23 protein-coding genes and 4 pseudogenes are annotated in these 26,217 nt (G+C 68.3%); 14 read left to right on the top strand and 13 right to left on the bottom strand.

Features of this window, described 5'->3' with window-relative positions:
* Window positions 1–123 precede the first annotated feature (123 nt).
* Both KBX63_RS33585 and KBX63_RS33580 read right to left on the bottom strand, forming a co-directional pair.
* Window positions 124–747, bottom strand: a complete 624-nt coding sequence (locus KBX63_RS33585; protein ID WP_210918354.1) for a hypothetical protein — start codon at window positions 745–747, stop codon at window positions 124–126.
* A 43-nt stretch (window positions 748–790) separates the two neighbouring features.
* The gene (locus KBX63_RS33580) at window positions 791–2,434 is read right to left on the bottom strand and encodes an IS481 family transposase (RefSeq protein ID WP_247663866.1); all 1,644 of its coding nucleotides are present in this window, start codon (window positions 2,432–2,434) and stop codon (window positions 791–793) included.
* Window positions 2,435–3,641: 1,207 nt separating this feature from the next.
* On the opposite strand from KBX63_RS33580, the gene KBX63_RS33575 reads away from it, so the two are divergent.
* From KBX63_RS33575 to KBX63_RS33555, 5 genes and pseudogenes are all read left to right on the top strand, one after another.
* Window positions 3,642–3,872, top strand: a complete 231-nt coding sequence (locus KBX63_RS33575) for a hypothetical protein (protein ID WP_210918353.1) — start codon at window positions 3,642–3,644, stop codon at window positions 3,870–3,872.
* 256 nt (window positions 3,873–4,128) lie between these two features.
* Window positions 4,129–5,263: pseudogene (locus KBX63_RS33570) on the top strand (transcriptional regulator).
* Between the two features lie 339 nt (window positions 5,264–5,602).
* Window positions 5,603–5,821, top strand: coding sequence for a hypothetical protein (locus tag KBX63_RS36585; protein WP_210918351.1), 219 nt, complete (start codon window positions 5,603–5,605; stop codon window positions 5,819–5,821).
* On the top strand, window positions 5,818–5,991 hold the full coding sequence (locus tag KBX63_RS33560; protein ID WP_210918349.1) for a hypothetical protein: 174 nt from the start codon (window positions 5,818–5,820) through the stop codon (window positions 5,989–5,991). Before KBX63_RS36585 ends, KBX63_RS33560 begins: the two co-directional genes overlap by 4 nt.
* A gap of 388 nt (window positions 5,992–6,379) precedes the next feature.
* Window positions 6,380–7,156: a transposase family protein gene (locus tag KBX63_RS33555; RefSeq protein WP_210918347.1), complete on the top strand. Its 777-nt coding sequence runs from the start codon at window positions 6,380–6,382 to the stop codon at window positions 7,154–7,156.
* Between the two features lie 50 nt (window positions 7,157–7,206).
* Here KBX63_RS33555 and KBX63_RS35790 read toward each other — a convergent pair.
* Window positions 7,207–7,535 (bottom strand): annotated as a pseudogene (locus KBX63_RS35790) (D-alanyl-D-alanine carboxypeptidase); the annotation flags it as partial.
* 583 nt (window positions 7,536–8,118) lie between these two features.
* Between KBX63_RS35790 and KBX63_RS33550 the strand changes: the two are divergent.
* From KBX63_RS33550 to KBX63_RS33545, 3 genes are all read left to right on the top strand, one after another.
* Window positions 8,119–9,387: an Ig-like domain-containing protein gene (locus tag KBX63_RS33550; protein WP_210918355.1), complete on the top strand. Its 1,269-nt coding sequence runs from the start codon at window positions 8,119–8,121 to the stop codon at window positions 9,385–9,387.
* 321 nt (window positions 9,388–9,708) lie between these two features.
* Complete coding sequence (locus KBX63_RS35785) at window positions 9,709–9,867, top strand: hypothetical protein (RefSeq protein WP_247663865.1); 159 nt, start codon at window positions 9,709–9,711, stop codon at window positions 9,865–9,867.
* A 5-nt stretch (window positions 9,868–9,872) separates the two neighbouring features.
* Window positions 9,873–10,187, top strand: coding sequence for a tyrosine-type recombinase/integrase (locus KBX63_RS33545; protein ID WP_247663864.1), 315 nt, complete (start codon window positions 9,873–9,875; stop codon window positions 10,185–10,187).
* Between the two features lie 66 nt (window positions 10,188–10,253).
* Here KBX63_RS33545 and KBX63_RS33540 read toward each other — a convergent pair whose 3' ends face one another.
* From KBX63_RS33540 to KBX63_RS33525, 4 genes are all read right to left on the bottom strand, one after another.
* Window positions 10,254–12,569 (bottom strand): cation-translocating P-type ATPase, encoded by a 2,316-nt coding sequence (locus KBX63_RS33540; RefSeq protein ID WP_210918346.1) that lies wholly within the window; start codon window positions 12,567–12,569, stop codon window positions 10,254–10,256.
* A 156-nt stretch (window positions 12,570–12,725) separates the two neighbouring features.
* Window positions 12,726–13,202, bottom strand: coding sequence for a DUF2752 domain-containing protein (locus KBX63_RS33535; RefSeq protein WP_210918345.1), 477 nt, complete (start codon window positions 13,200–13,202; stop codon window positions 12,726–12,728).
* Window positions 13,199–13,426 carry a heavy-metal-associated domain-containing protein gene (locus KBX63_RS33530; protein WP_210918344.1) on the bottom strand — a complete coding sequence of 76 codons (228 nt, stop codon included), beginning with the start codon at window positions 13,424–13,426 and terminating at the stop codon, window positions 13,199–13,201. Before KBX63_RS33530 ends, KBX63_RS33535 begins: the two co-directional genes overlap by 4 nt.
* 22 nt (window positions 13,427–13,448) lie before the next feature.
* Window positions 13,449–14,663: a sulfite exporter TauE/SafE family protein gene (locus KBX63_RS33525; RefSeq protein WP_210918343.1), complete on the bottom strand. Its 1,215-nt coding sequence runs from the start codon at window positions 14,661–14,663 to the stop codon at window positions 13,449–13,451.
* Between the two features lie 183 nt (window positions 14,664–14,846).
* Here KBX63_RS33525 and KBX63_RS33520 point away from each other — a divergent pair, with 183 nt between their 5' ends.
* Entirely contained in the window at window positions 14,847–15,077 is a 231-nt protein-coding gene (locus tag KBX63_RS33520) for a hypothetical protein (protein WP_210918341.1), read from the top strand.
* Between the two features lie 6 nt (window positions 15,078–15,083).
* Window positions 15,084–15,293, top strand: a complete 210-nt coding sequence (locus tag KBX63_RS33515; RefSeq protein ID WP_210918339.1) for a hypothetical protein — start codon at window positions 15,084–15,086, stop codon at window positions 15,291–15,293.
* A 451-nt stretch (window positions 15,294–15,744) separates the two neighbouring features.
* Here KBX63_RS33515 and KBX63_RS33510 read toward each other — a convergent pair whose 3' ends face one another.
* Entirely contained in the window at window positions 15,745–16,701 is a 957-nt protein-coding gene (locus tag KBX63_RS33510; protein WP_210918337.1) for a M56 family metallopeptidase, read from the bottom strand.
* Between the two features lie 11 nt (window positions 16,702–16,712).
* A complete protein-coding gene (locus KBX63_RS33505; RefSeq protein ID WP_307871934.1) occupies window positions 16,713–17,081 on the bottom strand; it encodes a BlaI/MecI/CopY family transcriptional regulator in 369 nt (122 codons plus the stop codon).
* Between the two features lie 611 nt (window positions 17,082–17,692).
* On the opposite strand from KBX63_RS33505, the gene KBX63_RS33500 reads away from it, so the two are divergent.
* Both KBX63_RS33500 and KBX63_RS33495 read left to right on the top strand, forming a co-directional pair.
* On the top strand, window positions 17,693–18,391 hold the full coding sequence (locus tag KBX63_RS33500; RefSeq protein ID WP_247663863.1) for a peptidase M23: 699 nt from the start codon (window positions 17,693–17,695) through the stop codon (window positions 18,389–18,391).
* 23 nt (window positions 18,392–18,414) lie between these two features.
* Window positions 18,415–18,828 (top strand): hypothetical protein, encoded by a 414-nt coding sequence (locus KBX63_RS33495; RefSeq protein WP_210918330.1) that lies wholly within the window; start codon window positions 18,415–18,417, stop codon window positions 18,826–18,828.
* 291 nt (window positions 18,829–19,119) lie between these two features.
* On the opposite strand, the gene KBX63_RS33490 is transcribed toward KBX63_RS33495, so the two are convergent.
* From KBX63_RS33490 to KBX63_RS36165, 3 genes are all read right to left on the bottom strand, one after another.
* The gene (locus KBX63_RS33490; RefSeq protein WP_210918327.1) at window positions 19,120–20,676 is read right to left on the bottom strand and encodes a M28 family peptidase; all 1,557 of its coding nucleotides are present in this window, start codon (window positions 20,674–20,676) and stop codon (window positions 19,120–19,122) included.
* A gap of 562 nt (window positions 20,677–21,238) precedes the next feature.
* Entirely contained in the window at window positions 21,239–21,556 is a 318-nt protein-coding gene (locus tag KBX63_RS36170; protein WP_210918325.1) for an ABC transporter permease, read from the bottom strand.
* Window positions 21,463–22,050: an ABC transporter permease gene (locus tag KBX63_RS36165; protein ID WP_210918322.1), complete on the bottom strand. Its 588-nt coding sequence runs from the start codon at window positions 22,048–22,050 to the stop codon at window positions 21,463–21,465. The genes KBX63_RS36170 and KBX63_RS36165 overlap by 94 nt, the downstream gene beginning before the upstream one ends.
* 437 nt (window positions 22,051–22,487) lie before the next feature.
* Between KBX63_RS36165 and KBX63_RS33475 the strand changes: the two genes are divergently transcribed.
* Window positions 22,488–23,168, top strand: coding sequence for a trans-aconitate 2-methyltransferase (locus tag KBX63_RS33475; protein ID WP_210918320.1), 681 nt, complete (start codon window positions 22,488–22,490; stop codon window positions 23,166–23,168).
* A gap of 118 nt (window positions 23,169–23,286) precedes the next feature.
* Here the strand turns inward: KBX63_RS33475 and KBX63_RS33470 are convergent.
* Window positions 23,287–24,008 (bottom strand): annotated as a pseudogene (locus KBX63_RS33470) (helix-turn-helix domain-containing protein).
* Window positions 24,009–24,075: 67 nt separating this feature from the next.
* On the opposite strand from KBX63_RS33470, the pseudogene KBX63_RS33465 reads away from it, so the two are divergent.
* Window positions 24,076–24,975, top strand: a pseudogene (locus tag KBX63_RS33465) (IS630 family transposase); the annotation flags it as partial.
* Window positions 24,976–26,217 lie beyond the last annotated feature (1,242 nt).

The raw sequence follows: 26,217 nt of genomic DNA, 5'->3' as shown, positions 1-26,217 counted from the left end.
CTCACCCACCGCCTGCGCTGGTCAGACTGGCGCCGCCGCCATCAAGCCCGAGCCCGACAAGCCCACTACACCCGGCGCCTCAACCTCGAACTCCAGCCATGATCCCAAACGGCGGCTGCCGTACTAGTACCTCTTGTTGATGGTATGCGTGGTGACGTGGCGGAGTTCGGTTCGGAAGTCGGCGAGGCGGTGCTCGTCTGGTTCTTCATTCGCGACTCTGAGGGCGAGGAACTCGGTGAGCTCCGGATCGCCCATCATGGCCGCGGCGAAGGCCGCTGCCTGTAGTGGGCCGGTGCCCTGAGGAAGTACCGGCTGGAATCGCCCCCACCAGCCCGGATGGGTGTCGCCTAGAAAGATCTCCTGGGCCCACAAGGCGAGTTCTCCCAGTCCCTCGGCTCGTAACAAGAACTCCACGGCGGGGCCTGCCACGTCCGCGACCAGGTTCGCAGGCAGGTCGTCGCCACTTCGGGGCCTTGGGTAGTGGCTGGGACCGGTTAGTGGACGCGGTGCACCCCACAACTCGTCGCACCGGTGCTCCACCATCGGTTCGGGAAGCCCGGCTATCCCGATGCGCGCCTGTATCTGGACGCGGGGTGTCGTCGCCGCCGACCCATAGAACACGATGCGACGGACCAGCCCGCTGTCCGATCGCGCGCACCTGTTGCCTTGGCGCTCAAACCCCAATGGCGCTAGGACCATCCGGTGCAACTGGCTCGCGATTCGCGTGACGGTCCAGTGTTCAGGCACGCGCCGATTATCAACGCTCCGGTCGTGCAGCCACCGACCCCTGTCACGCGTCCGCGTTCGGTATGGCTGGCGTGATCTGGTGGTGGGCCTTGGTGCGGTTCAGGTCGGTGGTGCTGTGGCGGGGGACGGCTGTGATGGGGGTGTCGGCGTCGTAGACGGTGATGGTGTGCTCGTCGAGGGCGACGGACACCAACTTGCGGGCGTGGAACTTGCCGACCTGGATGCGTTGTCCAGCCACCTGGATGCTGCCGTTGATGGACACGACCCGTTCCACGGCCGGGATGGTCGCGGGTGGCGGGAGTGCGGACGCTGGGCGGCCGTCGCGGATACCGCCGAGCGCGGTGGGCGACAAGGGGCAGCGCAGGGTGCGGCGCAGCTGCCCGGCGTCGTCGATGACGTGCAGGAGGACGCCGTCGAGGCGGATGCGGACGCGTTGGCCGGCAAGGGGCATGCCGACGCTGATCTGCCGACCGGCGATGCTGATGCCGCCGCAGGCGTTGACGACCCGGTCGACTTCGACGGCGGTGGTCTGCGGCTCGGGCTGCGGCAGTGGCGGCGGTCCGGCGGGTGCGCCGCCGTCGGCCAGTAGACGGGCGAGGTCGCGTTGGGACAGCCGGGATGGGCTGGACTTGATGCGGGCGCCGTCGGCGGTCAGGACGTGCAGCCGGTCGGTGTCGACCCAGATCGTGACCGGGGTGCCGGCGAGGGCGGGGCCGAGCCACACCTGCTGCTGGGCGACGGTCAGGTTCCCCGATGGTGGCACGACCCGAACGAGCCGCACTGGCTGAGAACGGCCGGTGGACACGGTGACCGATCCGGGGTCGACCTCGATGGCGGGTGGCTTCCTCGGGGCTGGCGGTGCGGCGGGCAGCAGCTCGGCCGGCAAACGCAGCGGCAGATCCTCCGATGCTGACCGATCCCGGGTCGGAGCGGGGCGATGGAAGCGGTCGGCGGGGAAGGTGTCGTCGATGCCCTGGTGCGGCCGGTCGTAGTTGTATTCGGCGACGAACGCGTCCACCGCGGCCTGGGCCTGCTCGACGGTGGCGAACACCCGCCCGTCCAGGCATTCACCCTGCAGGCTCTGGTGGAACCGCTCGACCTTGCCGGTGGTGGTCGGGGTGCGGGGTTTGGTGTTGCGGGCGACGATGCCGTTCTCCCGGCAGATCCGCTCGAACAACACCTCACCCGGGCGGGGCTTGGTGAACCGGCCGGTGAACTGCTTGCCGTTGTCGGTCAACACCTCACCCGGCACGCCGAAGCGGGCCAGGGCGGCGGCGAACGCGGCGCACACGGCGCGGCCGGTGGCCCGGCGAACAACGGTGGCGATCACGCAGTAGCGGGAGTGGTCATCCAGGCCGGTGACGACCTTCGCCTCGGTGCCGTCGGCGAGGAGGACACCACCGACGATGTCCATCTGCCACAGCTCCATCGGCTCCGGGCGTTCCCACCGCCGATAGTCCTCCCGCCGGCGCTTCCGCGGCACCGCCGGGACCAGGTTGTTCCGTCGCAGGATCCGATACACCGTCGCCCGAGCAGGCGCAGGAGTCACACCACGACGCCCGGCCTCGAACCGCAGCCGACGCGGACCCCACCGCGGATGATCCCGCCGCAGCTCACACACCAACGCCTCCGCCGAGGCGTCAACCCGGTGCGGGCAGACATGCGGACGATGCGATCTGTCCTCCAAGCCTTTGACGCCCTGGCGGCATACCGGGCCAGCCAGTTGTGAATCGTCTGCCGCGACACCCCATACCGGGCGGCGACCTCCGTCTTCGGTGTGCCACCTAGGCACTCCATCACAGCGTGAAACCGCTGTTCCATGACGCTCAACTCCGCGAGTCCCACCCGGTGCTCCTCCCGCCTGGCTACAGACGAAAAGAGGGCCGGGCCGACCAGGTGTCAACCGTCAACCGAGGCCGCCGTGTCAACCATCAACCGGCGCAGGACAGCCAGCTGCCGGCCGGTGTGGGAGGACTTTCTGTACGTCTTCAAGGCGGCCCTGAACGGGCCGCACGGCGCCGCCGCTTGGGCGCGCGCCGGCCGCTGCCGCTTGCGCTCTGCGGCCGTCACGCCGGATGCCCGGCGGCTGGCGCGGACAGCGGGAAGCCCATGGGGCCGCCGCAGAACGACAGGGCCGTTGAAGGGTGATGTGGTGCGCCGGCAGCCGGCCGGGCCGCGCGGCCAGGACCCCGCGCGGCGCAGGGGAGCCCACGCCGGCCACGTCGGCGAGCTGGCGGCTGGTCCGGGGTTGCGGTTAGGGCGCCTCCGGCGGGGGCGCTCCGGCTCCAGGATGGCCGAAGACCGTCGGCAGCCGCCGGGTCCGTGGGCGGTTGCGGTAGGCCATCCCACCTGCCATCGACCCGGGCAAGCCGAGTAGACCACCGCCCGACCCGCCAGCATTGGCCGGGCCGACCGGCCATCGAGTCAGCGGTAAGTCAGCAAACAGTCCACGACTCGATGATGACGGACGGAAGGAGCAACAACATCGCCGGGCGCGAGCGCACGGGACGACACCTGTTGACAGTGACTGACTACCGCGACCAGGCTCCCCCCCGACGGGGGTCAACATCCGAATGCATGGACCGGGCCGACGGCGACCTGACATCAGCGGTTGACATCAACGGTGGCGGCCGAGGTCGGACGAGTGTGGACGGGTGCCGCCCCGGAGCCGGGGCCCATGGACGTCAGCGGACGCTGTGACGCTTGGCGGAACCGCCTTACAAGCGAAGGGTCGACCTGGGCCGTCTCTGGGCCGTCTGGGCCGTCATGGGGCCGTCGAACGACGACCAACGGTGACCAGCGGCGCCCAGAGAAACACCAGGTCAGCCACCATATGACCGCAGCTGACCTGGCGGGCGACGGACGAGTCGACCTGTACGCCGGATACTGCTGGTATGAACGAGGATCTTCCGAAGGTCGCACTAGAACTCTGGCGGGCCGATGCGCTCGTTCTGTTCGACTGGCTCCAGGACGTCGACCTGAACGCTGTGCCGATCAGCCATCCGGCTCAGAAGCAGGCGTTGATGGACCTCCTGACCCGTCTGGAGGAGACGAACGCAACGGGGGCTTCGCACGACGAGATCGAGGCAGCGAAGGCAGAGGTCAGTCGAGACATGTGCTGGTGACGGTCAGATGAGACTGTGCGGAGCTGTCGACAGCAACGCTGACAGCAACTGACCCGGACTGGGGCGAACGTTGGCCACCGGTCCCGGCCAGTCTTCCGAGGTCGCGGACGAGGGCGGACCCCGCCGGACGGAGCGCCCAGAACTTACAAGCGAGAGGTCATCGATGCGCGGCGTACCGGGGGTACCGTCGACAGCGGTGGCTCGCTGGGTCGCGGCCCGGTGAGTCTGCTTGAACCCTTCAGCTTGGAGCGGCGCTTTGGCCTCATCCGTCGACCCTCGCTTCGGCGTCGCTTTGCGTAAGTTCCGGGAGCGGCGTGGAGACGGGGCTCAAGGCTCCAACGGTCGACACGGCGCGCCACCTGGACCGGATTCTCGACGCGGGGGGCATGCTTGCTCGCTTGGTCGATGCGCCGATTGACCATGCAGCCGAAGCCGGGGAGCTGCTGGCGAGAGTTGCCGCCAGCGATGTCAGTAGGGACGTGCTCGACCGGATTGAGCAGGGTGTTGATGACCTTGCCAGTGCCTATCCAACGATGGTCCCGGCTGACCTTTTGCCGTTGGTGCGGCGGCAGCTTGCCTATGTCGGGCGGTTGCTGGATGGACGGGTCACGCTTGCTCAACGACGACGGTTGTTGGTTGCTGGCGGCTGGTTAGCGGTGCTGCGGGCCACCGTTCACATCGACCTCCGGCAGCGGCATGCGGCGGCTGCCCACTTGCGGGCCGCTCGTGATCTTGCCGAACACGCTGAGCATACCGAGATCCAGGCCTGGTGTCTGGAAACCCGGGCCTGGGACATGTTGACTCAGGGCGACTATCGGACGGCACTCGACCTTTCCCACCAGGCTCAGCGGGTCGCCCCGAGAGGCAGTTCTGCCCGCATTCAGGCGACTGCTCAGGAGGCTCGTGCGTGGGCGCGGATGGGGGACATCGGTGCGACTCGGCGAGCGTTGGACCGGGTGGAACGGCTGACGGCGAATCTGCCCGTTCCTGAGCGAGCCGAGCACCACTATCGCTACGACCCGGCCAAGGCCGCGGCATACACGGCCACAACCCTGTCCTGGGCGGGTGACCCCGGCGCCGAGCAGGTAGCGCGGGCGGTGCTGGCCGACCTGGACTCGGACGGCGATGGGGGAGCGCGGCCCCGCCGGTCCGCGTCGGCCCGTCTCGACCTCGGTCTTGCCCTAGTCGGCGCCGGGCAGCCGGACGAGGCGGTCGTTCTCGGGGCGCAGGCTGTGGCGTCCGGGCGCGTGGTGCCGTCGAACTGGTGGCGGGCTGAGGAGTTGCTGACGAAGGTGGAGCAGGCGGGGGTGCCAGAGGCGGCGACGTTGCGCGAACTGTGCACCGAGTACACCCCTGGACGTCGACCACCAGCGGACAGCACAGTCGGTTAGCGGACAGTCACCTTCTGGATCGATGATGTGCGCGGCGTGACGCTGGTCCTCACTGCACTCGGGCGCGGAACAGTGCACATCAGCAGGTGTCCCCTCCGCGCCCTCGACACGCAGGGCCGGACACATGACGTTGGCTGTTGAACTCCTGCGGCGGATCGTGAGCCGGTGCTTCCCGTGGCCGCCAACTGTCCTCGGCATCGGGCAGCGCATCCAGGCAGGGGAGCAGGAGGCAGCCCGGCGGCGGCTGTTGGATCATGCACGAGGCAGACAGCACCACCCGACAGCGAACGGTGGGCCGCTTAACCATGACTCGGCGGCGCGTTTCGGGGAGCACGGCGAATGACCGTCCACGGGCCGGTGCTGCCTATCTGGAGTTGCGGCGGATGTGGCGCGCCGTGGCCATGCCCCACCCGTCGCCGCGTACTGCGCGCGGAGTTCGAGGACGCTCCGGTGTCCCTGTCTCTCTACATGGGGGCACAACTCGTTCGCGCCACCGCCGACTTGACCTGGGCGCCCGCCGGCACGCTGCATCGACGGTTCCTCGGCTGGATGCGGTGAGCATCCTGCGGCCCGGCGACGAGAAGTTCCACTACGGCGACGGCTCCCACAAGTGGATCCCGCCCGACCCGGACTATGACCAAGAGGTCTGGAACGAGCAGGTCCGCCAGCACAAGCAGAGCCACCTCAGGAACGAGCAACCCAAGGTGCGCATCCAGCGTCTCGTCTGATGCCAGCAGTACAGCAGCGAAGTACAGCAACCGTGCCAGCCGAACCCGACCGCCACGAGCGGACGCAGGCCGGATGACCTCGCATCAAGCCCGATCCGACCCGCTCGCCGTTCACACCGAAGAGGTCACTGGTTCGATCCCAGTATCGCCCACCGTACGTTTGTGCAGGTCGAAAGCCCGTTACCGGAGTAGCCGGTAACGGGCTTCGCGGTCTGCGCGGCTTACATTGGGAGCAGATTGGGAGCAGCGCGGCTGGTTCTCGGTTCGGGCCGCCATGGACCCGCCCGGCTGAGTGACCTGATTTGCGGTCCCGAGCGGGCCTGCTGGCTAAGGGATGTCTCGCAACCCTGGCGTCTGTCTGTTGAGGAATGTGCGTCAGGATGCCTGGGTGCAGGTGATCACGGCAGCTCGCCCGGAGTGGATCTTTCCGTTCACCGGGTTGCAGCCCGCCCAGTTCCGAAAGCTGGTCCGGCTGGTCGCCGAGCGTGGTGGTGACGGCATCGCCGACGGGCGGCCGGGCCGGCAGTGGGCCCTGGACCTGCCGGATCGGGTGTTGCTGGTGGCCGCCTACTGGCGTACGAACCTTACGATGCGGCAGATCGGGCCGCTGTTCGGGGTGTCGCACTCCGCGGCGCACAGGGTCATCGACACCCTCGCGCCGCTGCTGGCCCTGGCGCCGGTGCGTAAGCGGCCGGTCGAGCAGATCGCGATCGTCGACGGGACTCTGATCCCCACCCGCGATCACCGCCTGGCCGCCCGGAGCAAGGACCGGTACTCGACGAACCTGCAGGTCGCCATCGACGCCAGCACCCGCCTGGTCATCGCCGTCGGCGACCCACAGCCCGGCAACCGCAACGACACGATCGTCTACCGCACCTCGAGCATCCAGGAGAAGCTGCACGGGCGCCCGGTGATGGCCGACGGCGGCTACCGCGGCAACCCCGAGGTGATCATCCCGTACCGCAAACCCACCGACGGCAGCGATCTACCAGCCTGGACAGAGGCCCTCAACGTCGAACACCGCACGGTCCGGGCAGGGGTCGAACATGCTCTGGCCAGGATGAAGTGCTTCAAGATCCTGCGCGACTACCGCCGCGCCGCCCACACATTGACCGACGCCGCTTCCGGCATCGCCAACCTCCACAACATCATCCTCACCGGCTGACCACCGGTCCGGCCCAGGGCAACGCCTTCACCCAGTTACGAGACACCCATTAGGAGCAGCTTCTGAACGCTGGCTGGCGTTCGGCGCTCGTGCGGGCCACAGCCGCCGAGGACCTCACCACTGTTGAGGTCCGCCACGAGCCAGGAGGTGGCGGTCACGCCCGGCGGCGTCGGTACAGCTGGGGGATGGCCAAGCCGGTTGTGGCCAGCCCATCCCCTCCAACTTTCCACTCGGCGGCGTCAACAGGTGGTGGAGACGGTGCGGCTGGCGGCGGCATCGGCGGCTCAACGGCCGGGTATGGGAGGGTCGCCGCGGCTGCCGCCGGGATTGGTGGCATGACCGACACGGTGGGCACCACCAGAGCGGCACTCAATGTCATCGCCGTCACGCGCCGGGTAGTCACGTAAATGGACGGTAATCGTCATCAAGGTGGGCACGGTCGAGTTGGCGAAAGCGATCCCGACGGCGGTGAGAACTGCTGCAGTCGCAGCCGGAGAAACAGTATTTGGCCTGACTCATGTCCGATCATTCGCCAATCCTGCTGGCAGGGTCATCCCTGCTGGTAAATCCCGTTACAGGCGTTCGCAGTGGTTACGCCCTCTTGCCTACCCGCCGATCGGTGCATCCTATTGCGGGTGATCGTGGCCGTCAGCGCAATTGATGCCGTGCTAGCGCTCAGGGCGCCACTTGGGGGTCGTCGCCAGGAGGAAGGCACAGCTCCAGGTAGGACGAACCGGCCCGGGGCTCGAGCGCGACGGGCTGATCGGCTGGAAAAACGCGGGCACCGTCGCCCTACAAGAGCAAGGCAGGCGCAGCAGGACAGCCGGTTGGTTCTTCACCCATAGGGCGACGTCGGGGAAATGCTGCCCATTGCCGGGCATCTGAATTTTTCGAAATTGGTCTACTATCGCCGCTTCATAGAGAGAATGTGTCGAAGGGAAGCCATAACTGGGGGACGCATCATGGAGTTGAGGCAGCGACTGACGCTGTTTGCGGTAACCATCGCAGCCGCACCATTGGTCCTCGGCGGGTGCACCACCGACCGTAAGTCGGGTGCCGGGTCGGCCCAGGGGCGGGCAGCGCCGCCGGAGTTGACCGTCACACCTTCCGACGGCACGCGGGAAGTGCCCATCAGCGCCGAGGTGGGAACGGCCGTGAAGGGTGGGCGGATCAGCGCTGTACGGATCAGCGACGATAAGGGGACGCAGGTCAAGGCGGAGCCTCGGCAGGACGGGTCGGCCTGGGTTCCGAGCAGGCCGTTGCAGCCCCGGCGTACGTACACCGCCGAGGTCACCGCGACCGGCGACTCCGGGGAGATCACCACCCGGAAGACGACCTTCACGACGATGCCGAAGTCCACCAAGCCGGTGATCACCAGCACGCTCTATTTCGCTGGCAATCGGACCTACGGCACGGCGATGCCGGTAACCGTCGCGTTCGAACCGCCCATCGCGAAAGAGGCCAGAGCGGATGTGCAGCGCCGCCTGTTCGTGAAGACGAATCCCCCTCAGCCGGGGACTTGGTCCTGGGTGGACGATGGTAGCCAGGTCTATTACCGGGCCCCCGATTTCTGGCGACCGGGCACCACGATCAGCGTCCGGACCGGCCTGGAGGGCTTGCCGATCGGTAAAGACCGGGTCGGTGACGCGGACCGAAACGCCACCTCCAAGATCGGCCGGCAGGTGTCCCTGGAAGTCGACAACGCCACCAAGCAGATGTCGGTCATGCGGGACGGCAAGCTGATTCGCAAGATCCCCGTCAGCCTCGGCAAGGCGAGCACGCCGACGTCCAGCGGCAAGATGGTGATCATGGAGAAGCACCAGTACGCGACGTTTGACACTCGGGGTGAGCCGAACGGGGGCTACGTGGTCGACGTTGAGGACGCCCAGCGGCTGACCAATGGCGGGGAGTTCATCCACGGGGCGCCGTGGTCCGAGGGGGACCAGGGGAAAACCAACGTCTCGCATGGCTGCACCAACGTCTCCGCCGCCGCTGCCGACTGGCTGATGGGCGTCACCCAGGTCGGGGACCTGGTCACCTTTAAGGGCACCGAGGTGCAGTTGCAGCCGGGCAACGGCTGGACGGCCTGGAACGTCAGCTGGGACGAGTTCGTCAAGGGCAGCGCTCTGCCCGTACCCGCCGGGCTCCAGCCGGCCCCGGCGCAGGTGCCGCACCCGGGCGCCGTGGCCGGTGGATCGCCGGCCCCGGCCCCGTCCGTCACCGGCAACTGATCCGGTCCTGTCCTACACGGGGGCCGGATTGTCGGCGGCGAGCCGGACCCCTTGCCTCTCGTCATGCGAGGACGCCCACTCCATGAAGGTCGGCTCTAGGGGATCGGGGCGGGGGTCTTGTCGGTCGAGGCCGACGCAGCGAGCCTCCGTGCGAACAATTGGGCCGTACGGGGGCCGGCCATGCCGCTCGCGCTGAACTCGCGGGTGGTGCCGTCAGTGCATTCGACGGTCACGGTGATTCGACCGTCGATGGCGTCACTGCGGGCGAAGGTGACCTGAGCGGCACTCAGGCTCTCCGCCGATCGACGCTCGGCGCGCCAGATGAGAGTGTCGGCGCTGCCGCCCCGGGCGGTCAACGCCGCGCGGGGCACGGTGTCCATCGGGCAGGTCCTGCGGAAGGTCAACCGGCGGTGGGTGGTCGAGCCCAAGCCGAAGACGAAGCAGGGCTACCGGGAGGTGCCGCTGCTGGCGGCGGGGTGATACGCATGGTCGCCGAGCGGGCCGCGAAGCCGCGCGAGTTCGTGTTCGTGGCGCCCCGCGGCAACCACTGGCGGTACGAGGACTTCTACACGGACCGGTGGGTGAAGATCCGCGACTTGGCCCGGGAGAAGGGCCTGCCGCGCCGGATGACGATGCACGGGCTGCGGCACTCGCTGCTGACGCTGCTGGCCACCGAGGGCGTCGACCTGGCGGCGCTGCGGACGGTGGCCGGGCACGCCAGCGTGACCACGACGATGAACGTGTACGTGCACGCGACCCGGCGGCACCACGAGCCGGTGCGGCAGATCGTGAGGAATTGAATGTCGCTGAGCAGCCCGCGCGCCTCGCCCGGGTCTGATCCGTACGGCAGCCCGCCCATGCCGCGCCTATTGCCGCCGATACGCCTTGGAAGCATGTGGCTGGAAGGTACGTAGCCGCAGGCTGTTGGAGACGACGAAGACTGAGCTGAAGGCCATGACGGCACCGGCGATCATGGGGTTGAGCAGGCCGGCGGCGGCTAGCGGCAGGGCCGCGACGTTGTAGGCGAACGCCCAGAACAGGTTGCCCTTGATGGTGCCCAGGGTGCGGCGGGACAGCCGGATCGCGTCGGCGGCAACTCGCAGGTCACCGCGGACGAGCGTCAGGTCGGAGGCTTCAATCGCCGCGTCGGTGCCGGTGCCCATGGCGAGTCCGAGGTCGGCTTGAGCGAGGGCGGCGGCGTCGTTGACGCCGTCGCCGACCATCGCCACCACCCTGCCGTCGCCCTGCAACCGCTTGATCACCTCGACCTTGTCGGCCGGCAGCACCTCGGCGATCACCTGCCCAGCACCGTCGCCGCCCGGCGCAGGCGCGGTGATGCCGACGTCGGCGGCCACGGTCCGGGCCACGGTCTCGTTGTCGCCGGTGAGCAGCACCGGGGTCAGGCCAAGCGCCCGCAGTTGCGCGATCGCCTCACGGCTGGTCGGTTTCACCTCGTCCGCGACGATCAGCACCGCGCGTACGGCGCCGTCCCAGCCGGCCACCACGGCAGTCTTACCGGCGGCTTGGGCTGCATCGATGGCCTGCGCGAGGGTAGCCGGCAGCTCGTGGCCGTGGTCGGTGAGCAGCCGCGGCCGGCCCACCAGGACGGCCCGCTGCTCGACGATCCCGGATACGCCGAGCCCTTCCAGGTTGGTGAAGTCGGCGACGGCCGGCAGCTGGCCGACCCGGTCGATTGCCGCCGCCGCGATGGCCTTGGCGATGGGGTGCTCGGAGGCGTGCTCGAGCGCGCCCGCGACACGCAGCGCCTCGGCCTCCTCGACACCGTCGTCGGTGACGAGGCCGGTGAGGGCCATCCGGCCGGTGGTGACGGTGCCGGTCTTGTCCAGAACGATGGTGTCGATCCGGCGGGTGGATTCCAGCACCTCGGGGCCCTTGATGAGGATGCCGAGCTGGGCGCCGCGGCCGGTGCCGACCAGCAGCGCGGTCGGGGTGGCCAGGCCGAGGGCGCAGGGGCAGGCGATGATGAGGACGGCGACCGCGGCGGTGAACGCCGCGCCGGCCGGTTCTCCGGTGCCGAGCCAGAAGCCGAGGGTGCCAATGGCCAGGACGATGACGACGGGGACGAAGACGGCGGAGACCCGGTCGGCGAGGCGTTGCACCTGCGCCTTGCCGTTCTGCGCGTCCTCGACCAGCTTGGCCATCTGGGAGAGCTGGGTATCGGCGCCGATGCGGGTGGCCCGGACGACCAGCCGGCCGCCGGCGTTGACGGTGGCGCCCACCGCCACATCACCGGGGCCGACCTCGACGGGTACGGACTCGCCGGTGAGCATGCTCTGGTCGACCGCCGACGCGCCCTCGTCGACGACCCCGTCGGTGGCGATCTTTTCGCCGGGTCGGACCACGAACCGGTCCCCGACCGCGAGTTGGTCGGTGGGGATGCGCTCTTCCCGTCCGTTGCGCAGCACGGCGACGTCCCTGGCACCCAGTTCCAGCAGGGCCCGCAGTGCGGCGCCGGCGCGGCGTTTGGCGCGGGCCTCGAAGAAACGGCCGGCGAGGATGGCCGCGGTGACCGCGGCGGCCACCTCCAGGTAGATGTTGTCGGCGCCGGAGCCGCGTTCGATGGTGAAGGTGAAAGGGTGCGTCATCCCAGGCTGGCCGGCGTCACCGAGGAACAGCGCGTACATCGACCAGGCGAACGCCGCCAGGGTGCCGACGGAGATGAGGGTGTCCATGGTGGCCGCGCCGTGGCGCAGGTTCGTCCAGGCGGCCTTGTGGAACGGCCAGCCGCCGTAGGCGACGACCGGTGCGGCCAGGATCGCCGAGAGCCACTGCCAGTTGGTGAACTGCCAGGCTGGCACCATGGCCAACACCACCACGGGGACGGCGAGGGCGACGCTGATCCACAGCCGCTGGCGCAGCCGCCGAAGGTTGTCTTCCTCCGAGTCGGGGCCCGTAGCCGGGGTGGGCGAGGGTGGTCGCGGGACGTGCGCGGTGTAGCCGGTCTGCTCGACGGTGGCGATGAGGTCGGCCGGGCTCAGCTGTGGTGGGAACTGGACTCGGGCTTTCTCGGTGGCGTAGTTGACGGTGGCGGTGACGCCGCCGAGCTTGTTGAGTTTCTTCTCGATCCGGGCCGCGCAGGAGGCGCAGGTCATGCCGCCGATCTGCAGCTCGATCAGGCCGGTGGCGGCCGGCAGTGCAGGCCCAGTGGTCTGCGACGTCATGCTCTGTCTCCTTAATTTCGGATCAGGCGGCGGTGAGTGGGACTGCCGCCACCCCATCGGTGGCCGCTTGTCGGGTTGTCTCGTGCGACGTCTGTATCCACGGCTCGCCGATCTCGTCTTTCTTGGTGCTGTTCTTGCCTGGCGTGCCGGGGGCGGTCAGGCCGTCAGGTCCGGCACGTAGAACCAGGTGAACGGCGCCCAGGGCAGGTTGCGCAGCACCACCGAGTAGACGACGAACGCGATGGCGATGCCGATCTCGGTGCGCCGGCTGATGCGTGGCGTGGATAGCTGCTTGCCGAACACCCAGCCGGCGATCCACCACAGCCATACGTAGGCGCCGACCGGGACCAGGGCGAGGGCAGCCAGATGCATGCGGGCGGCGTCGACCAGGTCGCCGTGTAGCAGGTACCAGGTCATCCGGGTGATGCCGCAGGTCGGTCCGTCGATGCCGAAGGCCATGTGCCACAGGCAGCGTCCGGACGGGTCACCCACACGGTCGGTGGGGTTGAACGCGAGGACGTAGCCGAACCAGGCGGCCGGCACGGACAGCGCCCACAGCGGCGCGAACCGTATCCAGCCGCGCGGGCGGTCCGGCGCCGACGGCGTCCCCGCCGCGCCCACGAGGCTGCTCATTGTGGGGCCAGCCGGGCGGTGTAGCCGGCCTCGACGATGGCGGCGATCACGTCGTCGGGAGTGCACCGGTCCGGGTCCAGGTCCACCTTCGCCTGGCCGGCGCGCAGGCTTGTCGCCGAGGAGGTGACGCCGTCGAGGTCTTCGAGGGCGTCGTCGATGAGCATGCCGCAGCTGGCGCAATGCATGCCCTCGACGCTGAACGTACGGGTGACTGTCTGTCCCATGGTGAAGCTCCTGTACTTCCTGTCAGGGGGTGATGGTGAGTTGGCCGCTGTACATGCCCATGGCGCAGGTGTAGTGCAGCGTGCCGGATTGCAGAACGCCGAGGTCGATGCGGGTGTCACCGCTTTGCGGCAGGGCCAACTGCATGTCCAGCGAAGGGATCACGAAATAGCTGGTGCACCCGACGACGCCGTCGGAGCGCATGACGAGGCTGGTGGGCACGCCGGCACGGACGGCAATGTTCTTCGGGCTGTAGGAGGTGTCGCGGACGGTCACGATGACTTCCTGCCGGCCGTCGGCGACCGGGTGCACCACGGCCGGGTCGGTGACCGGCGGTGGGGCCTGGACGCCGAGGGTCTGGGGCAGGTTGCGGGCGGCCAGGGACGAGTCGGCGAGGGTCAGGCCACCGTTGAGCGTGTACAGGCCCATACCGAGCACGACCAGGCCGGTCAGGACCGCGAGGCGGCCCTGCCAGGCGGCGGCTGCCCTGCGGGCGGCGTAGCCGATGATCGCGAAGAGTGGGCTGGTGCCGATGACGAACACGGCCATGGTGGCAGCGCCGGACAGCGCGGAGCCGGAGGTCAACGCGAGGGCTTCCACGGACAGGGTGACCCCGCACGGGACGAGAATGGTGAAGAAGCCGAGCAGGGCGGGGGCGAACGCGGCCTGGGACCGGGCCCGGCCGCGCACGAACCGCGTCCAGGCCGCCGGGGGCTCGAGGGTGAATTTCTTGAACCCGGGGACGCCGAGTTGGGCCAGCCCGAACGCGATGATCAGCGCCCCGGCTGCCAGCTGGGTCCACACCCGCGTCGTCGGGGACAGTTGTGCCGCGCCGCCGACCGCGCCGAGCAGCGCACCCAGCAGGGTATGGGAGACGAGCTTGCCGCCCAGGAACGCCCCGACCGGGGCGAAGTCGTCACCCGCCTGGGCCCACAGCGTGCGTAGCCCAGCCACGGCGCGTACGCCCAGCGGCTTCGGCGGCTCGATGGTGCGGGCACGCCACTGCTGCTGCGATTTGCGAGCCGGGGGTACGGCCCTGCCGGGCGCCTTCCCGGACGACTTTGCTGACGCGGGCCCCTGGGCGGCGCCCACCGTGGCCTTGGCCCGCGCCCCGGGCTGAGCCGCCGGAGCGGCGTTGCGTTGACGGGTGACCAGGCCGGTGAGCAGACCGCCCTGTACGGCGGCGCAGGAGACGCCACCGGCGAACAGGCCGGTGATCAGTACAGCACCCAGATTCACAGGTGATCCCTTTGGTTGGTTAGATGCCGGTCTGGCCGGGGCCGACGGTGGCGCGGAGCGGCGACAGGCAGCGCGGTCGCGTGAGGTCGGCGGACCAACAGGCATCTCCTTCGGTGGACGCTCGCCACATTACCTCCTAATCTCCTAAGGAGTTTAGGTGATCAGCTGTTGGGGGTATGCGCCGTGGGAGATCTGCTGGTCAGGCCGGTGTTAGCCACCTCCCTGCTTGCCGAGGTGGTGGTGGAGGAGATCGCCCTCGGCAGCGAACAGGGCAGCCTGCTCGCCACCCAGGCCGGGGTGCTGTTCGCTCCCGGCATTTTTCTCGACGGAGCGCCGTTCACCTTCGGCCGGCTTTCCGAACGGGCGCTGCGCCGCGCCCTCGACCGTCGCAACCTCACTCACGACAGGAAGTGACCCGCCATGGAGAAGCTCGTCTACCTGCTGCCCATTCTCGTCTGCCCGGTCCTGATGGGCGCGATGATGTGGTTGATGATGCGGGGCAACCACACCAGCGCTGCGCCGCAGCCCGGTAGCCAGGAGGAGATCGCTGCCCTGCGGGCTGAAGTCGCGACCCTGCGCGCCGGCCAGCCTGGCCAGCCGGCGTCGACCGGTACGGGCGCGACGGCATGACCGACCTGACGCTCGCCACCGCCGAGACGCCTCCGGTGTGTCCGTGCCGCAGACGGAACGAGAAGCCGCAGGACACGAGCCGCGAACAGTTGGCCCGGTTGCGTGGCGGAGCCACGCCTGAGCGATGTGGGGTTAGGTAGCGAGGAGGTCCTGCGCCGCAGCGACCGCCCCGAGGTTCGTTCGCTGGCCGAACCATGAGAAGCAGTCAGCAGAACGAGATCACGGCGTTCATGGCCGAGCTGGACCGCAACGGCGCCAAGCCGTCATAGGCGGCCTTGAGGCGGTGGCACGTGTGCCAGGGAGAGGGCCACCGCCGCGCCAGCTGGCATCGGCTGCGCCCCTGACTACTCCCAGTGGGTGGCGTAGACGCTTCCAGCAATGCCGCCACCACAACGACCAGCGCCATCAGCGGCCGCCGCATGGAAGGTCCCGACGGGGCATCCTGGTCGGGTCAGGAGGGCAACGCCGGACACATTCCCAGCACCGGGAACACCTGGACCGCGAGCAGCGCCACCGCCGGGGTCAACGCCAACACGCTGATTCCCGCCACCAGCACCGCCCGCTGTGCGTGGCCGAGTGGTGCGGGTGGAGTCAACAGCCGGTGCAGCCGCTCTGCCGCGTCACCGCCAGTCGCCGCCACCACCCCAGACAGGGCCGGCGTCCGGGGTCCGTGGTCGATGGCGTTGGCGGTAGCCATCGTTACCAGTGCCCGCGCGAGGCTGATCGGGGCGTGTCGGGCGGTAGCCACATCGTCGGCACGCATCTCCACCAGCCGGCCCAATTGAATACGCGCCACCGCGAACAGCGCCATACGTGGGAACGCCTGGTGTAGCAGCCGCACCCCGTCCAGCAGCAGATCGTGACGGCCCGCCGCGTGAGCCCGCTCGTGCGCCAGCACCGCAGCCACCTCGTCCCCGGCAAGCTGTTGCAGGGCACCAGTGGTCACCACCACCCGGCGGCCGTGCCCGGCCACCACATAGGCGGCCGGCTGCGCGTTCTCCACAACAGTGGCGCCCAACTCTGGCGCCGTCCGTCCAGCCATCGCGAGAATCCGCACATGGGCGCGACGTCGCGCCGACGCGACTCGAGCCAGCCGCACCCCAGTCAACAGCAGCCGGGCGGTCAATCCCAACCCCGCTAATAGCACCACAATTGCCGCACCCCGGCCTAGCGGGCCGAACTCGCCGCGAGCAGCCTGCACACACCACCGCCACGCCACACACACCGGCGCGTCGGTGACCTGCCACGGCGCCACCACGGCAAGCACCGCCCCGGTCGCCGCCGTGAGCACCGCGCCAAGCGCCGCATACCAGGCGGCGATGCCGAGCCCCGGCGACCGGTACACCCAGCCCGCCCTGGCAAGGCCTCGCGGCGCCAGCGTCGAGACGGCAGTGGCGAACAGCAGCAAATGAATTCCGGTCACTTGGCGTCGCTCCGCTCGTGCGCCTGCAGGGCCTGGCGCAGCGCTGCGGCCTCGTCGGTGCTCATCCGCCCGACGAACCGCACCAGGGCGTCCGCCGGGTCACCGGCCTCGTCCAAGGCGTCGCGCAGCAGCCGCGCCCCGTACTCCTCACGCGGTCGGGTCGGCTCGTACCGGTGGGCCCGGCCTTCGCGTTCGCGGCGCAGCCACCCCTTCTTGTACAGGTTGTCCACGACCGTCAACACGGTGTTGTAGGCAATATCCCGATCAGGCAGCAGATCTGAATGAACCTCCCGGACCGTCGCCGGCTCACCCCGGGTCCACAACCTGTCCATGATCGCCGTCTCAAGCTCGCCGAACCCTCGCACGCACACCTCCGATCACGAACACCTAACCAGCATAGGAGTTGAGGTTGGGCTGGCCAACTTCAAGGGGACTCGAAGGACGGTGAAGCCGGGCATCGTGGAGCGAACCGGCCATGACAGCCGGCTCACGAGCCCGTGATCAAATGCGGGGGTGCACTGATCTGGTGCTACCTCCTTGGCGGAGGTAGGAGCTTAATGTCACCCGAAAGGGTAAGTTAATGGATCATCCGAGGGAGATCAACTCCTCGCGCTGTTTCTGCCTTATGCGGCTGGCCTGCCCGGAAATGGGTGTTTCGACCGGATGGCGAGTGTTCTCCCTGGAGCCGGCTGACCAGACCTGAGGCTCCGGTTGCAGGCGTGAAAATGTGAGCACCACCACCTGATCACCCAGGGTGATCAACGCTCCTCTTGCCTAGCCTCGTCGGATGCGTAACGACGGCAACCCCGACGAGCCGAACAGCCTTTGCGGCCCGGCTGACCGTTCGGACGATACCCCCTCCATCGCTTGGACAACCCGCACGTCACAGCCCCGACTCTCTGTCGGATCTCTGCTGTCCCGCCTCTGCGGCCTGGACAATCTCCACGCCGCCCGAACGGGCCGGGCCCGGGTGGCGGTGGCGACCGGATCCCTGTGCTGCCTGGGGCTGGTGGGCGTCACCCTGATCGACGCCGGCCCCGCCGGAGAGTCACCGACCCCCGATCAGCGCGCCGAGATCGCCCAGCGTGCGGAAGCCGAGGCCGCCTCCCGCAGCCTTGCCCGCCAATCCGCCGCCCCGGTCACCGAAACCCTTGCCCCGGAAAGTTCCCCGTCACCCACGACCAAGCCCAAACCCAAACCCGAGGCGACGTCGAAGCCGAAGCCGAAGCCGAAGCGGATTGCCCCGGTGGCCGGGCTGGACCAGGCCCAGATGGACAATGCCAAGCGGATCGTCCGTGCCGGGCAGGAGATGGGCGTGCCCCGCCGGGCGCTGGTGATCGCGGTGGCCACCGCGATGCAGGAGAGCAACCTCTACAACTACGCCAGTGGCGTGCTGCCCGAGTCGCAGAACTACCCCCACCAAGCCATCGGCTGGGACCACGACTCCGTCGGACTTTTCCAGCAGCGGCCCAGCAGTGGCTGGGGCAGCGTGCCGGACCTGATGAAGCCCGAGTTCGCCACCCGGCAGTTCCTTACCGCCCTGCAGGAGATCCCCGGCTGGCAGGACCTCCCGTTGACCGACGCGGCCCAAGCCGTGCAGGTGTCGGCGTTCGGGTGGCTGTACGCCCAGCACGAGTGGCGAGCCATTGAGGTCGTGGACGCGATCCTCGCCTGACCGGGGCCGCCGCCGAGCTGCCCATGCTCGGAACGGAAGGCACAACCGAGCACATCCACGCCCACCTCGACGTCATCGTCAACGGAGAGCCGGCCATCGTGCGTGCAGGCATCGGCATAGAAGAGACTGCCCAACAGCTGAGTCCGTTGCACACACACGACAGCACCAGGGCACTCCATGTCGAGTCGCCGGTGAAGGCCGACTTCAGCCCGGGCCAGTTCTTCACCGAGTGGCAGGACTCGCTGTCCGCCGAGCACACCGGCGGGCTCAAGGTCAGCGACGGCAAGGTGCTCCAGGCCTACGTCAACGGCAAGCCATACCACTGCGATCCCGCAGGCATGATCTTGCAGGCGCATGACGAGATCGCGCTCGTGTACGGCACTCCGGCCCAACAGGCCAACCCGCCGTCAAGCGACGCATTCCCCACTGGGCTGTAGGTTCGCAAGCCGACCGGCCACCGGCAATGTTGACGTTGCCGTTCCGGTGCAGGCAGCGCGGGCCGGAGTGCGAGCGAGTCGGTGGGTAGCCGTGCGACGCCTGAGTGGCCCCTTCGCCGCCTCCCGGAAGCGGGTCAAGACCATCCAGAATCTGCTGCTGACGCCTGCGGCAGCAAGCGGACGCCCTTAGGTCCAAACCCGGACGCGGCGCCGAAGGGCAGCGTGGCTCCGTCGGGATAGAGGCGAGCCCGGGTCAGCGACACTGCAGACTGGCCCGGGCTCGCCGGTGCTTCACTGAAGAGCGTTGCCGTGGGCGTCCTCGCTGCTGCCCGCGCCGTGGGACTTACCGGGCGATCGCGGCACCCCGTTCACGACGGAGGTGTCGTACGCGAACGTGATCAACGCGGTGGCGATGGCGTCGGCGTTCACGTCGAGCGCGTACGTATTGACGTTGCCGTAGAGGTCGTACTCCGCCTCCAGTTGCGCGTAGAGGGCGGCGTTACCGCCGTCCGCGACCGGGTCCAGGCTGTCACACGGCTCGTGGTAGCACGGGTCGTATTGCGCGCCCTGCACCCCGCCGTACTTGGCCACGTCCTCCGCGGTCTTGAGCACCTCGGCGCCGGTGAACAGACCACCCGCCGGGATGCCGACGGCGATGAACGGGCCATAGTCGGACCGGCCGGTGAAGTCGGCTGCGTTGGTGGGCAGCCCGCGGCTGGCGAAGAACCCCTCGAAGACGTCCTCGACCTGAGCGGAGCCGGCCGGGCCGGGGCCGGAGCCGGACTGCGCGGAGTCGTCGCCGTCGTAGACGCCGAACACGTAGTTGGGCGAGCCGACCATGTCGAAGTTGAGGTAAAGGCCGATGTCCTCGACCTGCTCGTCTTCGAGGCTGTTGACGTAGAAGGTCGACCCCACCAGGTTGGCCTCCTCGGCGCCCCACCACGCGAACCGGAGCCGGTTGTTGGGCTTGACCTTCGCCATCTGCAGCGCGACCTCGAGGAGGGCAGCGCTGCCGCTGCCGTTGTCGTTGATGCCCGCCGTGTCGGGTTCGGAGTCCAGGTGCGCCCCAGCCATCACCACGTTGTCGCCGCGACCCGTGGTGCTCTCCGCGATGACGTTCTCGGTCGAACGAACCTCGGAGGTCGTGTTGGCGGTGATCCTTACGGTCAGGCCAGGCGTGGCGGCGAACTGCGCGCCGAGGAAGTACGAGACCGACACCGCCGGGATGCCCACCGGCGCGCCGAGCGTGCCGGCGAACAACGCGTACCGGTCCACGTTGGTGACCGAGTCGCCGTCACCCTGGTTCATCAAAATCGCGCCCATCGCCCCGGCGGCCTCGGCATTGGATACTTTCTGCCCGAACGGACAGCCCCCGCGCTGCAGGAGCGCGATCTTTCCGGCCACGGCCGCCGAGAAGTCCGTCGTCTCACAGCCCGACGTGGAGGCCCGCGGCGGGGTGAGGGCGAGGTCGACCGGTACGACGAGACCCGTGACGTCCCCAGCTCCTGAGAAGTCCATCAGGTCGTAGTCGGTGCCGGCCACGTACGCGGTCGCCGGAGGCGGGGAGATCCGGGCGAAACTCGACCCGAACTCCTCGAAGAAGTTGAAGTCGAACGGCTGCCGGGTCACGCGGTAGCCCGCGTCCTCCAGCAGCCCGGCCACGTAATCGGCGCTCGCGTCGTATCCCGGCAGGCCGGACCCGCGGTTGCCGCCGTTGGCGTCGGCGATTGCCTGGAACGCGTCGAGGTGGCGGAGCACCCCCTGCAGCGTCACCGCCTTGGTGAGCTTCTTCGCCGAGTTGTTGTTGGGATCAGCCTGCGCCGGGTTGACCAGCGTCAGCGACCCCACCAGAGTCGCAGCCGCCGTCGCAGCCAGCGCCCGTCTGAGTTTCGGAGACACCACGATGTGCCCTCTCCTAACCGCTGCGGCGTCCGGCCCCCACGCCCCCGCACCGGACGAACCTCGACGGTCGCATAGACAACCGATGATCAGAACCGTCGTTCGGCCGGAGCATGACGCCAAGCGGAAGCCTCCGCAGGCCGAGGCGGATACGCGGACCGATCAACGGGCCGAGGGGGAGCGATCGTCGGGCCAGCCGGCTGGGCATGTCGGCTCTCACCCCATTCGCGAGATCGTCGAGCTGGACTGGGCGCGGTTGTCCAAGTTGACCAGTTTGACGCTCTCTCGACGACGACCCTCGAGGGCCTCCAGGGTGCGCGGCTGGATAGCCACGGCCCGGGACTCGTGAACCTGGTCGGGGCCCGCGGTCGACGAGGCGTGGCCGGACACCGAAGGAGGCCAGTGAAGCGGCGGGGGTCAACCCGGTGGGTTCGGCGCCGACCACGAGCCATCTCTCATGCGGTCCGTCGTGATCTGCCTCGTGTGGTTGGCTGCCGCGGCGGCTGGGTGTTTATGTGGCGGTGGTGCGGTGGTAGCGGACGACAGCTGCGGGTATGGCCGCGGCGAGCAGCGCAGCGATCCAGATCAGGGCTTGCCACACGTGGGTGGTGGTCGGGCCGCCCAGGCACAGCGCCCGCAGCGCGTCGACGGTCACGGTGATCGGGTTGACGTTGGCGAAGGCTTGCAGCCAGCCAGGGAAGGTGGCCACCGGGACGAACGTGGAGCTGGTGAAGATCAGCGGGATGACCGCCAGAAGTCCGCCGATACCGGCCGACTCGGGGTCGCGGACGAGTATCCCGAGCAGCGCGAAGATCCACGAGAACGCCACCCCGACCGCCAGGGCGAGCCCGATCGCGGCCAGCGCGGCGGCTGGCCCGGCGTGGAAGCGGAACCCGTCGCGTAGCCGACGCCGGTCATCAGGGCGAGGACGAACAGATTGCGGGCGGCGTCCGCGGCGACGCGGCCGGCCAGGACGGCGGAGCGGGCCATCGGCAGTGCCCGGAACCGGTCGATCATGCCGGTGGCCAGGTCATCGGCGAGGGCGACCCCGGTCTGGGAGGCGCCGAACGCGATGGCGAGGACCCAGATGCCGGGCAGCGCGTAGTCGATGTAGCGGGTGACGCCGGGCGGGTGGATGGCGCCGCCCCAGGCGTAGGTGAACAACAGGACGAACAGCACCGGCTGCACGGTGGCGAACGCGATCAGCGTCGGTACCCGCAGCAAGCGGTGCAGGTTGCGGCCGGTCACCGTGGCAACGTTCGCCAGCAGCCAGCCCGGCCCGCTCATTCGCACGACACTGCCCGGCGCGATGGTCGCGGTCATTGGACGCTCCCGGCCGTAATCGTGTCCGATGCGGGTGGGCTGCCCGGTGAGGGTGAGGAACACGTCGTCGAGCGTGGGACGGCGCAGAGCGAGGTCCGATATCCGCAGCCCGCTCGTGGCGAGGCGCGCGGCGACGTCCGCACATGGCGATGAGCGGACACCCACTTCACCCGCTCGGGTCTTTCGATCCGGTGGTGATGCCGGTTCGATGTAGTTGCTTGTGTCTAGTGGGCTGTCCACGAACGTTAGCCGGGTTCAGACACGTCGGACGGCTTGTGCCGGCTGGCAACAGCCGGGTGCGTGATCAGTCGATGAGGACGGCCGAGGCGCTCATGACTGTTGACCTTGCCCAAAGGTGAAGGCCGACACTGTCTGTGGCGAGCGAGCTGGCGAGCTGAGCGCTTGTCGCTGACCGAACACCGATGAGAGGGACCTGCATGGATGACGACGTTCTCCTGGCAGAACAGAGGGCCTACTACCGGGTCGGCGCGGCCGAATACGACCGGCCCTATGCAGAGCACGAACACCTGCAGAGGTTGCTGGCTGTCGTCGATGACCTTCCGATCGCCGGGGATGTGCTCGAGTTGGCCTGCGGGACGGGCCAGTGGACCTCTCTGCTCGCCGCGCGGGCGCATTCGGTGACAGCTGTCGACGCGGCAGCCGAAGTGTTAGCCCTGGCTCGGGCGTGCACCGCATTCAATACCGTGCAGTTCATTGAGGCCGACCTGTTCGAGTGGCAGCCGCCACGACGCTACGACACCGTGTTCTTCGCCTTCTGGCTCTCCCATGTCCCGCCGACGCGCTTGCCCGACTTCTGGAACACTGTCGCCACCGCGCTCGCGCCGGGCGGCAAAGCAGTCTTCATCGACGACGGCCCCGCGGTAGCCGCCAGCGAAGAAGTCCTCGCGAACCAGCCGACCCCGGCGGTGCTGCGCCGGCTCGATGACGGCAGCCAGTACCGCATCGTCAAGGTATTCCACGATGCTCAAACCCTCACGGACGACCTCACAGCGCTGGGGTGGTCGGTCGGCATCCGGCCCATGGGCGGCAACTTCATCGGCGTTGCAGAACCGCCGACCACCCCAGGCAAAGAACCCGCAACCGCGCCAGCATCCTGAGCCGGGCGGTGCGGTACCGGCACGGCCATCCGCACTCGCCAGAGGTCGTCTGCTGACGAGAGCCCCGTTACCTCTGGAGCGCAGCCGGGCGGCTTGTGCCGCCCAGCATGTCTGAGCGTCAGGCGGCCTTGTTGCGGGGTCGGCCCCAGCGTTGTTGGCGTTCGCTGCGGACGCGTGCGCGTTCGCGGCGTTGCGCGGCCAGGACGTCGGGATGGCGGGCGTTCGCGTTACGCCAACGCAAATATTTCTGCTCCTCGCGGGCCAGCACGGTGTGGTTCGGGTGTTTCGAGTTCGCCATCGTGAATATGCGCAGTGGCCCGAACTGCGCCTCGATCCGGTCGAGTTTGGCGTCGAAGTCGGGGTCCTTTGATTCCTTCCAGGTGCGGGTCCGTTGCCAGCTGACGTCGTTGCGGCGCAGGATCTGCCGCAGTCGTTCCCGGCCGATGATGACGGTCCGATCGGCGTCGGTGGCCAGGTAGTCGGCGAGTTTGCGCAGGCTCCAGCAGGTGAAGGGCCGCCCGAGCGTGCTCGGGCGGGCCTTGGCCGTCGCGACGATGAGTGTGTCATCGTCGTGGTTGATCCGGCGGGACGGCCTCCCGCCCACTGAGGGTCCAGCGCGCGAAGAGCAATCTCGTTGAACGAGTGGATCACGTCGCGGACGGTGTCCTCGTGCCCGGCGATCAGATTGGCGATCGCGGAGACCGGTGTCCCGGACGCCGACGCCATGATGATCAAAGCCCGGCGCACCCGGACTGAGTCATGCGTACCCCTACGAACAAGTTGTTGCAGCTTGCGGCCTTCGTCCTGCGTCAACCGCCGTTCCCTGACCGGCTCGGCCAACCCGCCACCTCACTCTCGACGACCAACAACTGCGGTCGAGAGTGAGCCGCCGCCAGCACCTATCGGCGGTAAATGGCGGCGTCGGTTCCTGGTCGAACGCCTCGACGGGTTGATCGATGAGCAGCGTCCCGGCCGGCCCCCGTCAATCGCCTTGGACAAAGTCGAAGAGGTGGTCGTCGCCACCCTTGAGCAGACACCGCGTAACGCCACGCACTGGTCTCGGACCTCAATGGCCGCGAAGTCTGGGCTGTCAAAGTCGACGATCGGCCGGATCTGGCGCGACTTCGGCCTCAAGCCGCACCGGGCCGACACGTTCAAGCTGTCCACCGACCCACAGTTCATCGAAAAGGTCGTTGACGTCGTCGGGCTCTATCACCACCCGCCCGAACGGGCCGTCGTGCTCTGTGTAGACGAGAAATCCCAGATCCAGGCACTCAACCGCTCGCAACCGGTCCTGCCGATGATGCCGGGCATGCCTGAGCGGCGAACCCACGACTACCACCGCAACGGCATCACCAGCCTGTTCGCCGCGTTCGACATCGCCGACGGCACCGTCATCAGCGAACTACACCGCCAACACCGCGCGATCGAGTTCAAGAAATTCCTGATCACCATCGACAAGACCGTCCCGGCCGACCTCGACGTGCACCTCGTCTGCGACAACTACGGCACCCACAAAACCCCCGCCGTCAGGGCGTGGCTCGCCAAACACCCACGCTTCCACATGCACTTCACCCCGACCGGCTCGTCCTGGATCAACCAGGTCGAACGCTGGTTCGGGTTCCTCACCGACCAGAAGATCCGCCGCGGCACCCACAAGAGCGTCCACGCACTCGAAGCCGACATCCGCTCCTGGATCACCGACTGGAACAACCATCCGCGACCGTTCATCTGGACCAAGACCGCAGAAGAGATCCTCGAATCACTCGCCCGATTTTGTAGGCGAATTTCCGGCGCAGGACACTAGCTGGCGAGGGGGATCGCGTGCAGGACGGTTGGGAGCGCAGGGTAACGGGCCTATTCGTACCAGTCGGAGGTCATCGGTCCCCTGCGGCCGTTCAGGTGCCACCGGCTGAACGATTCGACCCGGCGTACGTGGCGGGCGCCATCCCACTGTTCATGCCGCTGTTGGGTGTCTTGATGATCGGCGATGATGCCGTGCTGCGAGTCCTGTGTCTCAGGACCACCTTGTCGGGCTCTTCCTGGCGCAGATGTGGCCATTCCTGCCAACGTTCATCGGCTCCGCGCTGTATTTGGCGGGAACTCGGCTAGCGAGCCCCGCTAACCGGCGAATCGTCGCTATCTCTACAGTCCTCGCCGGTGCGCTGCTTCTCCCTCTTGTGCCGTTGAATTTCGCGGCGACACAGCTGTGATTCTCGCGATAGTTGTGGTGGCGGCGAGGTCTCACCAACCAATGTGGTTGGTACCGCTAGGGATAGGCGTCGCGCTCCTAGCGATAGGGGCCGTGGCCCAGGTGCCTGGGGTCCGACGGGACGGTGTGGATCTACTACCTCGTTGCGGTCGACGACCATACGATTACAGCCATAACCGCGAATCCGGTTGCGGTCGGCAGCTTCCGCGCGGAAGACACTCCGGTTCGGCTTGCATGCCAGCAGCACAGCCGTCTCGCAGCCTAATCAGCGTCATCCGGCCATACCGTGGCGGCACGGCGTGGTGTGGCGATCTCGCCGATTGCCTGAGCGCCTTACCGGAGCCGAACGACCGCAGCAACAACGAAGCCATCAACCGTTGTATGAAAGCTGCAGGTGTCACGCGCCCAACCTATTGAGACTCCGCCCTATGCAACTTGACTCGGCCGCCAGCCGTGGCCTTGGGGCCGCTGGGCGCAGTGGTGACCCGGGCACTGATCGCGCCATATCTACGCCGGCTGTTGAGGCAACGGGCGGCCCACATCACGTACCTGGCGCCAATCCGCGAACCGTAGCTCGCGACGAACGCGGGATGCTCGCTCGCCACGGACCGAGCGAACGTCGCCGTAGCGCCCAAGGCCGGCTGTCGGCAAGTGGGGTTCAGCCCACGCGAACCCCGCCAGGTACGCCGCGCCGCGCGCGGGTTCCAACAGTGCACGGATCTGCCGCGAGGTGCGCGGTCGATCATGCCCGCCGATGTCCGCTAATCCTCGAAGTTGAACTCGAAGGTGCCCGCCTCGATGCGGTCGATGAGTTGGCTGACATCGTCGGCTTGCCGG

The organism is Micromonospora sp. U21 (assembly GCF_018070045.1).
In the GTDB taxonomy this organism is placed as follows: domain Bacteria; phylum Actinomycetota; class Actinomycetes; order Mycobacteriales; family Micromonosporaceae; genus Micromonospora.
The sequence above is the reverse complement of the archived record's forward strand: the minus strand, read 5'-3'. Positions and strand labels throughout refer to the sequence as shown.

Bases quoted from the DNA above. Each gene is read 5' to 3' on its own strand.
- KBX63_RS33575 (WP_210918353.1), top strand. From the start codon at position 3,642: ATGAACGAGGATCTTCCGAAGGTCGCACTAGAACTCTGGCGGGCCGAT.
- KBX63_RS36585 (WP_210918351.1), top strand. From the start codon at position 5,603: ATGACCGTCCACGGGCCGGTGCTGCCTATCTGGAGTTGCGGCGGATGT.
- KBX63_RS33550 (WP_210918355.1), top strand. From the start codon at position 8,119: ATGGAGTTGAGGCAGCGACTGACGCTGTTTGCGGTAACCATCGCAGCC.
- KBX63_RS35785 (WP_247663865.1), top strand. From the start codon at position 9,709: ATGAGAGTGTCGGCGCTGCCGCCCCGGGCGGTCAACGCCGCGCGGGGC.
- KBX63_RS33545 (WP_247663864.1), top strand. From the start codon at position 9,873: ATGGTCGCCGAGCGGGCCGCGAAGCCGCGCGAGTTCGTGTTCGTGGCG.
- KBX63_RS33540 (WP_210918346.1), bottom strand. From the start codon at position 12,569: ATGACGTCGCAGACCACTGGGCCTGCACTGCCGGCCGCCACCGGCCTG.
- KBX63_RS33535 (WP_210918345.1), bottom strand. From the start codon at position 13,202: ATGAGCAGCCTCGTGGGCGCGGCGGGGACGCCGTCGGCGCCGGACCGC.
- KBX63_RS33530 (WP_210918344.1), bottom strand. From the start codon at position 13,426: ATGGGACAGACAGTCACCCGTACGTTCAGCGTCGAGGGCATGCATTGC.
- KBX63_RS33515 (WP_210918339.1), top strand. From the start codon at position 15,084: ATGGAGAAGCTCGTCTACCTGCTGCCCATTCTCGTCTGCCCGGTCCTG.
- KBX63_RS33495 (WP_210918330.1), top strand. From the start codon at position 18,415: ATGCTCGGAACGGAAGGCACAACCGAGCACATCCACGCCCACCTCGAC.
- KBX63_RS36165 (WP_210918322.1), bottom strand. From the start codon at position 22,050: ATGACCGCGACCATCGCGCCGGGCAGTGTCGTGCGAATGAGCGGGCCG.
- KBX63_RS33475 (WP_210918320.1), top strand. From the start codon at position 22,488: ATGGATGACGACGTTCTCCTGGCAGAACAGAGGGCCTACTACCGGGTC.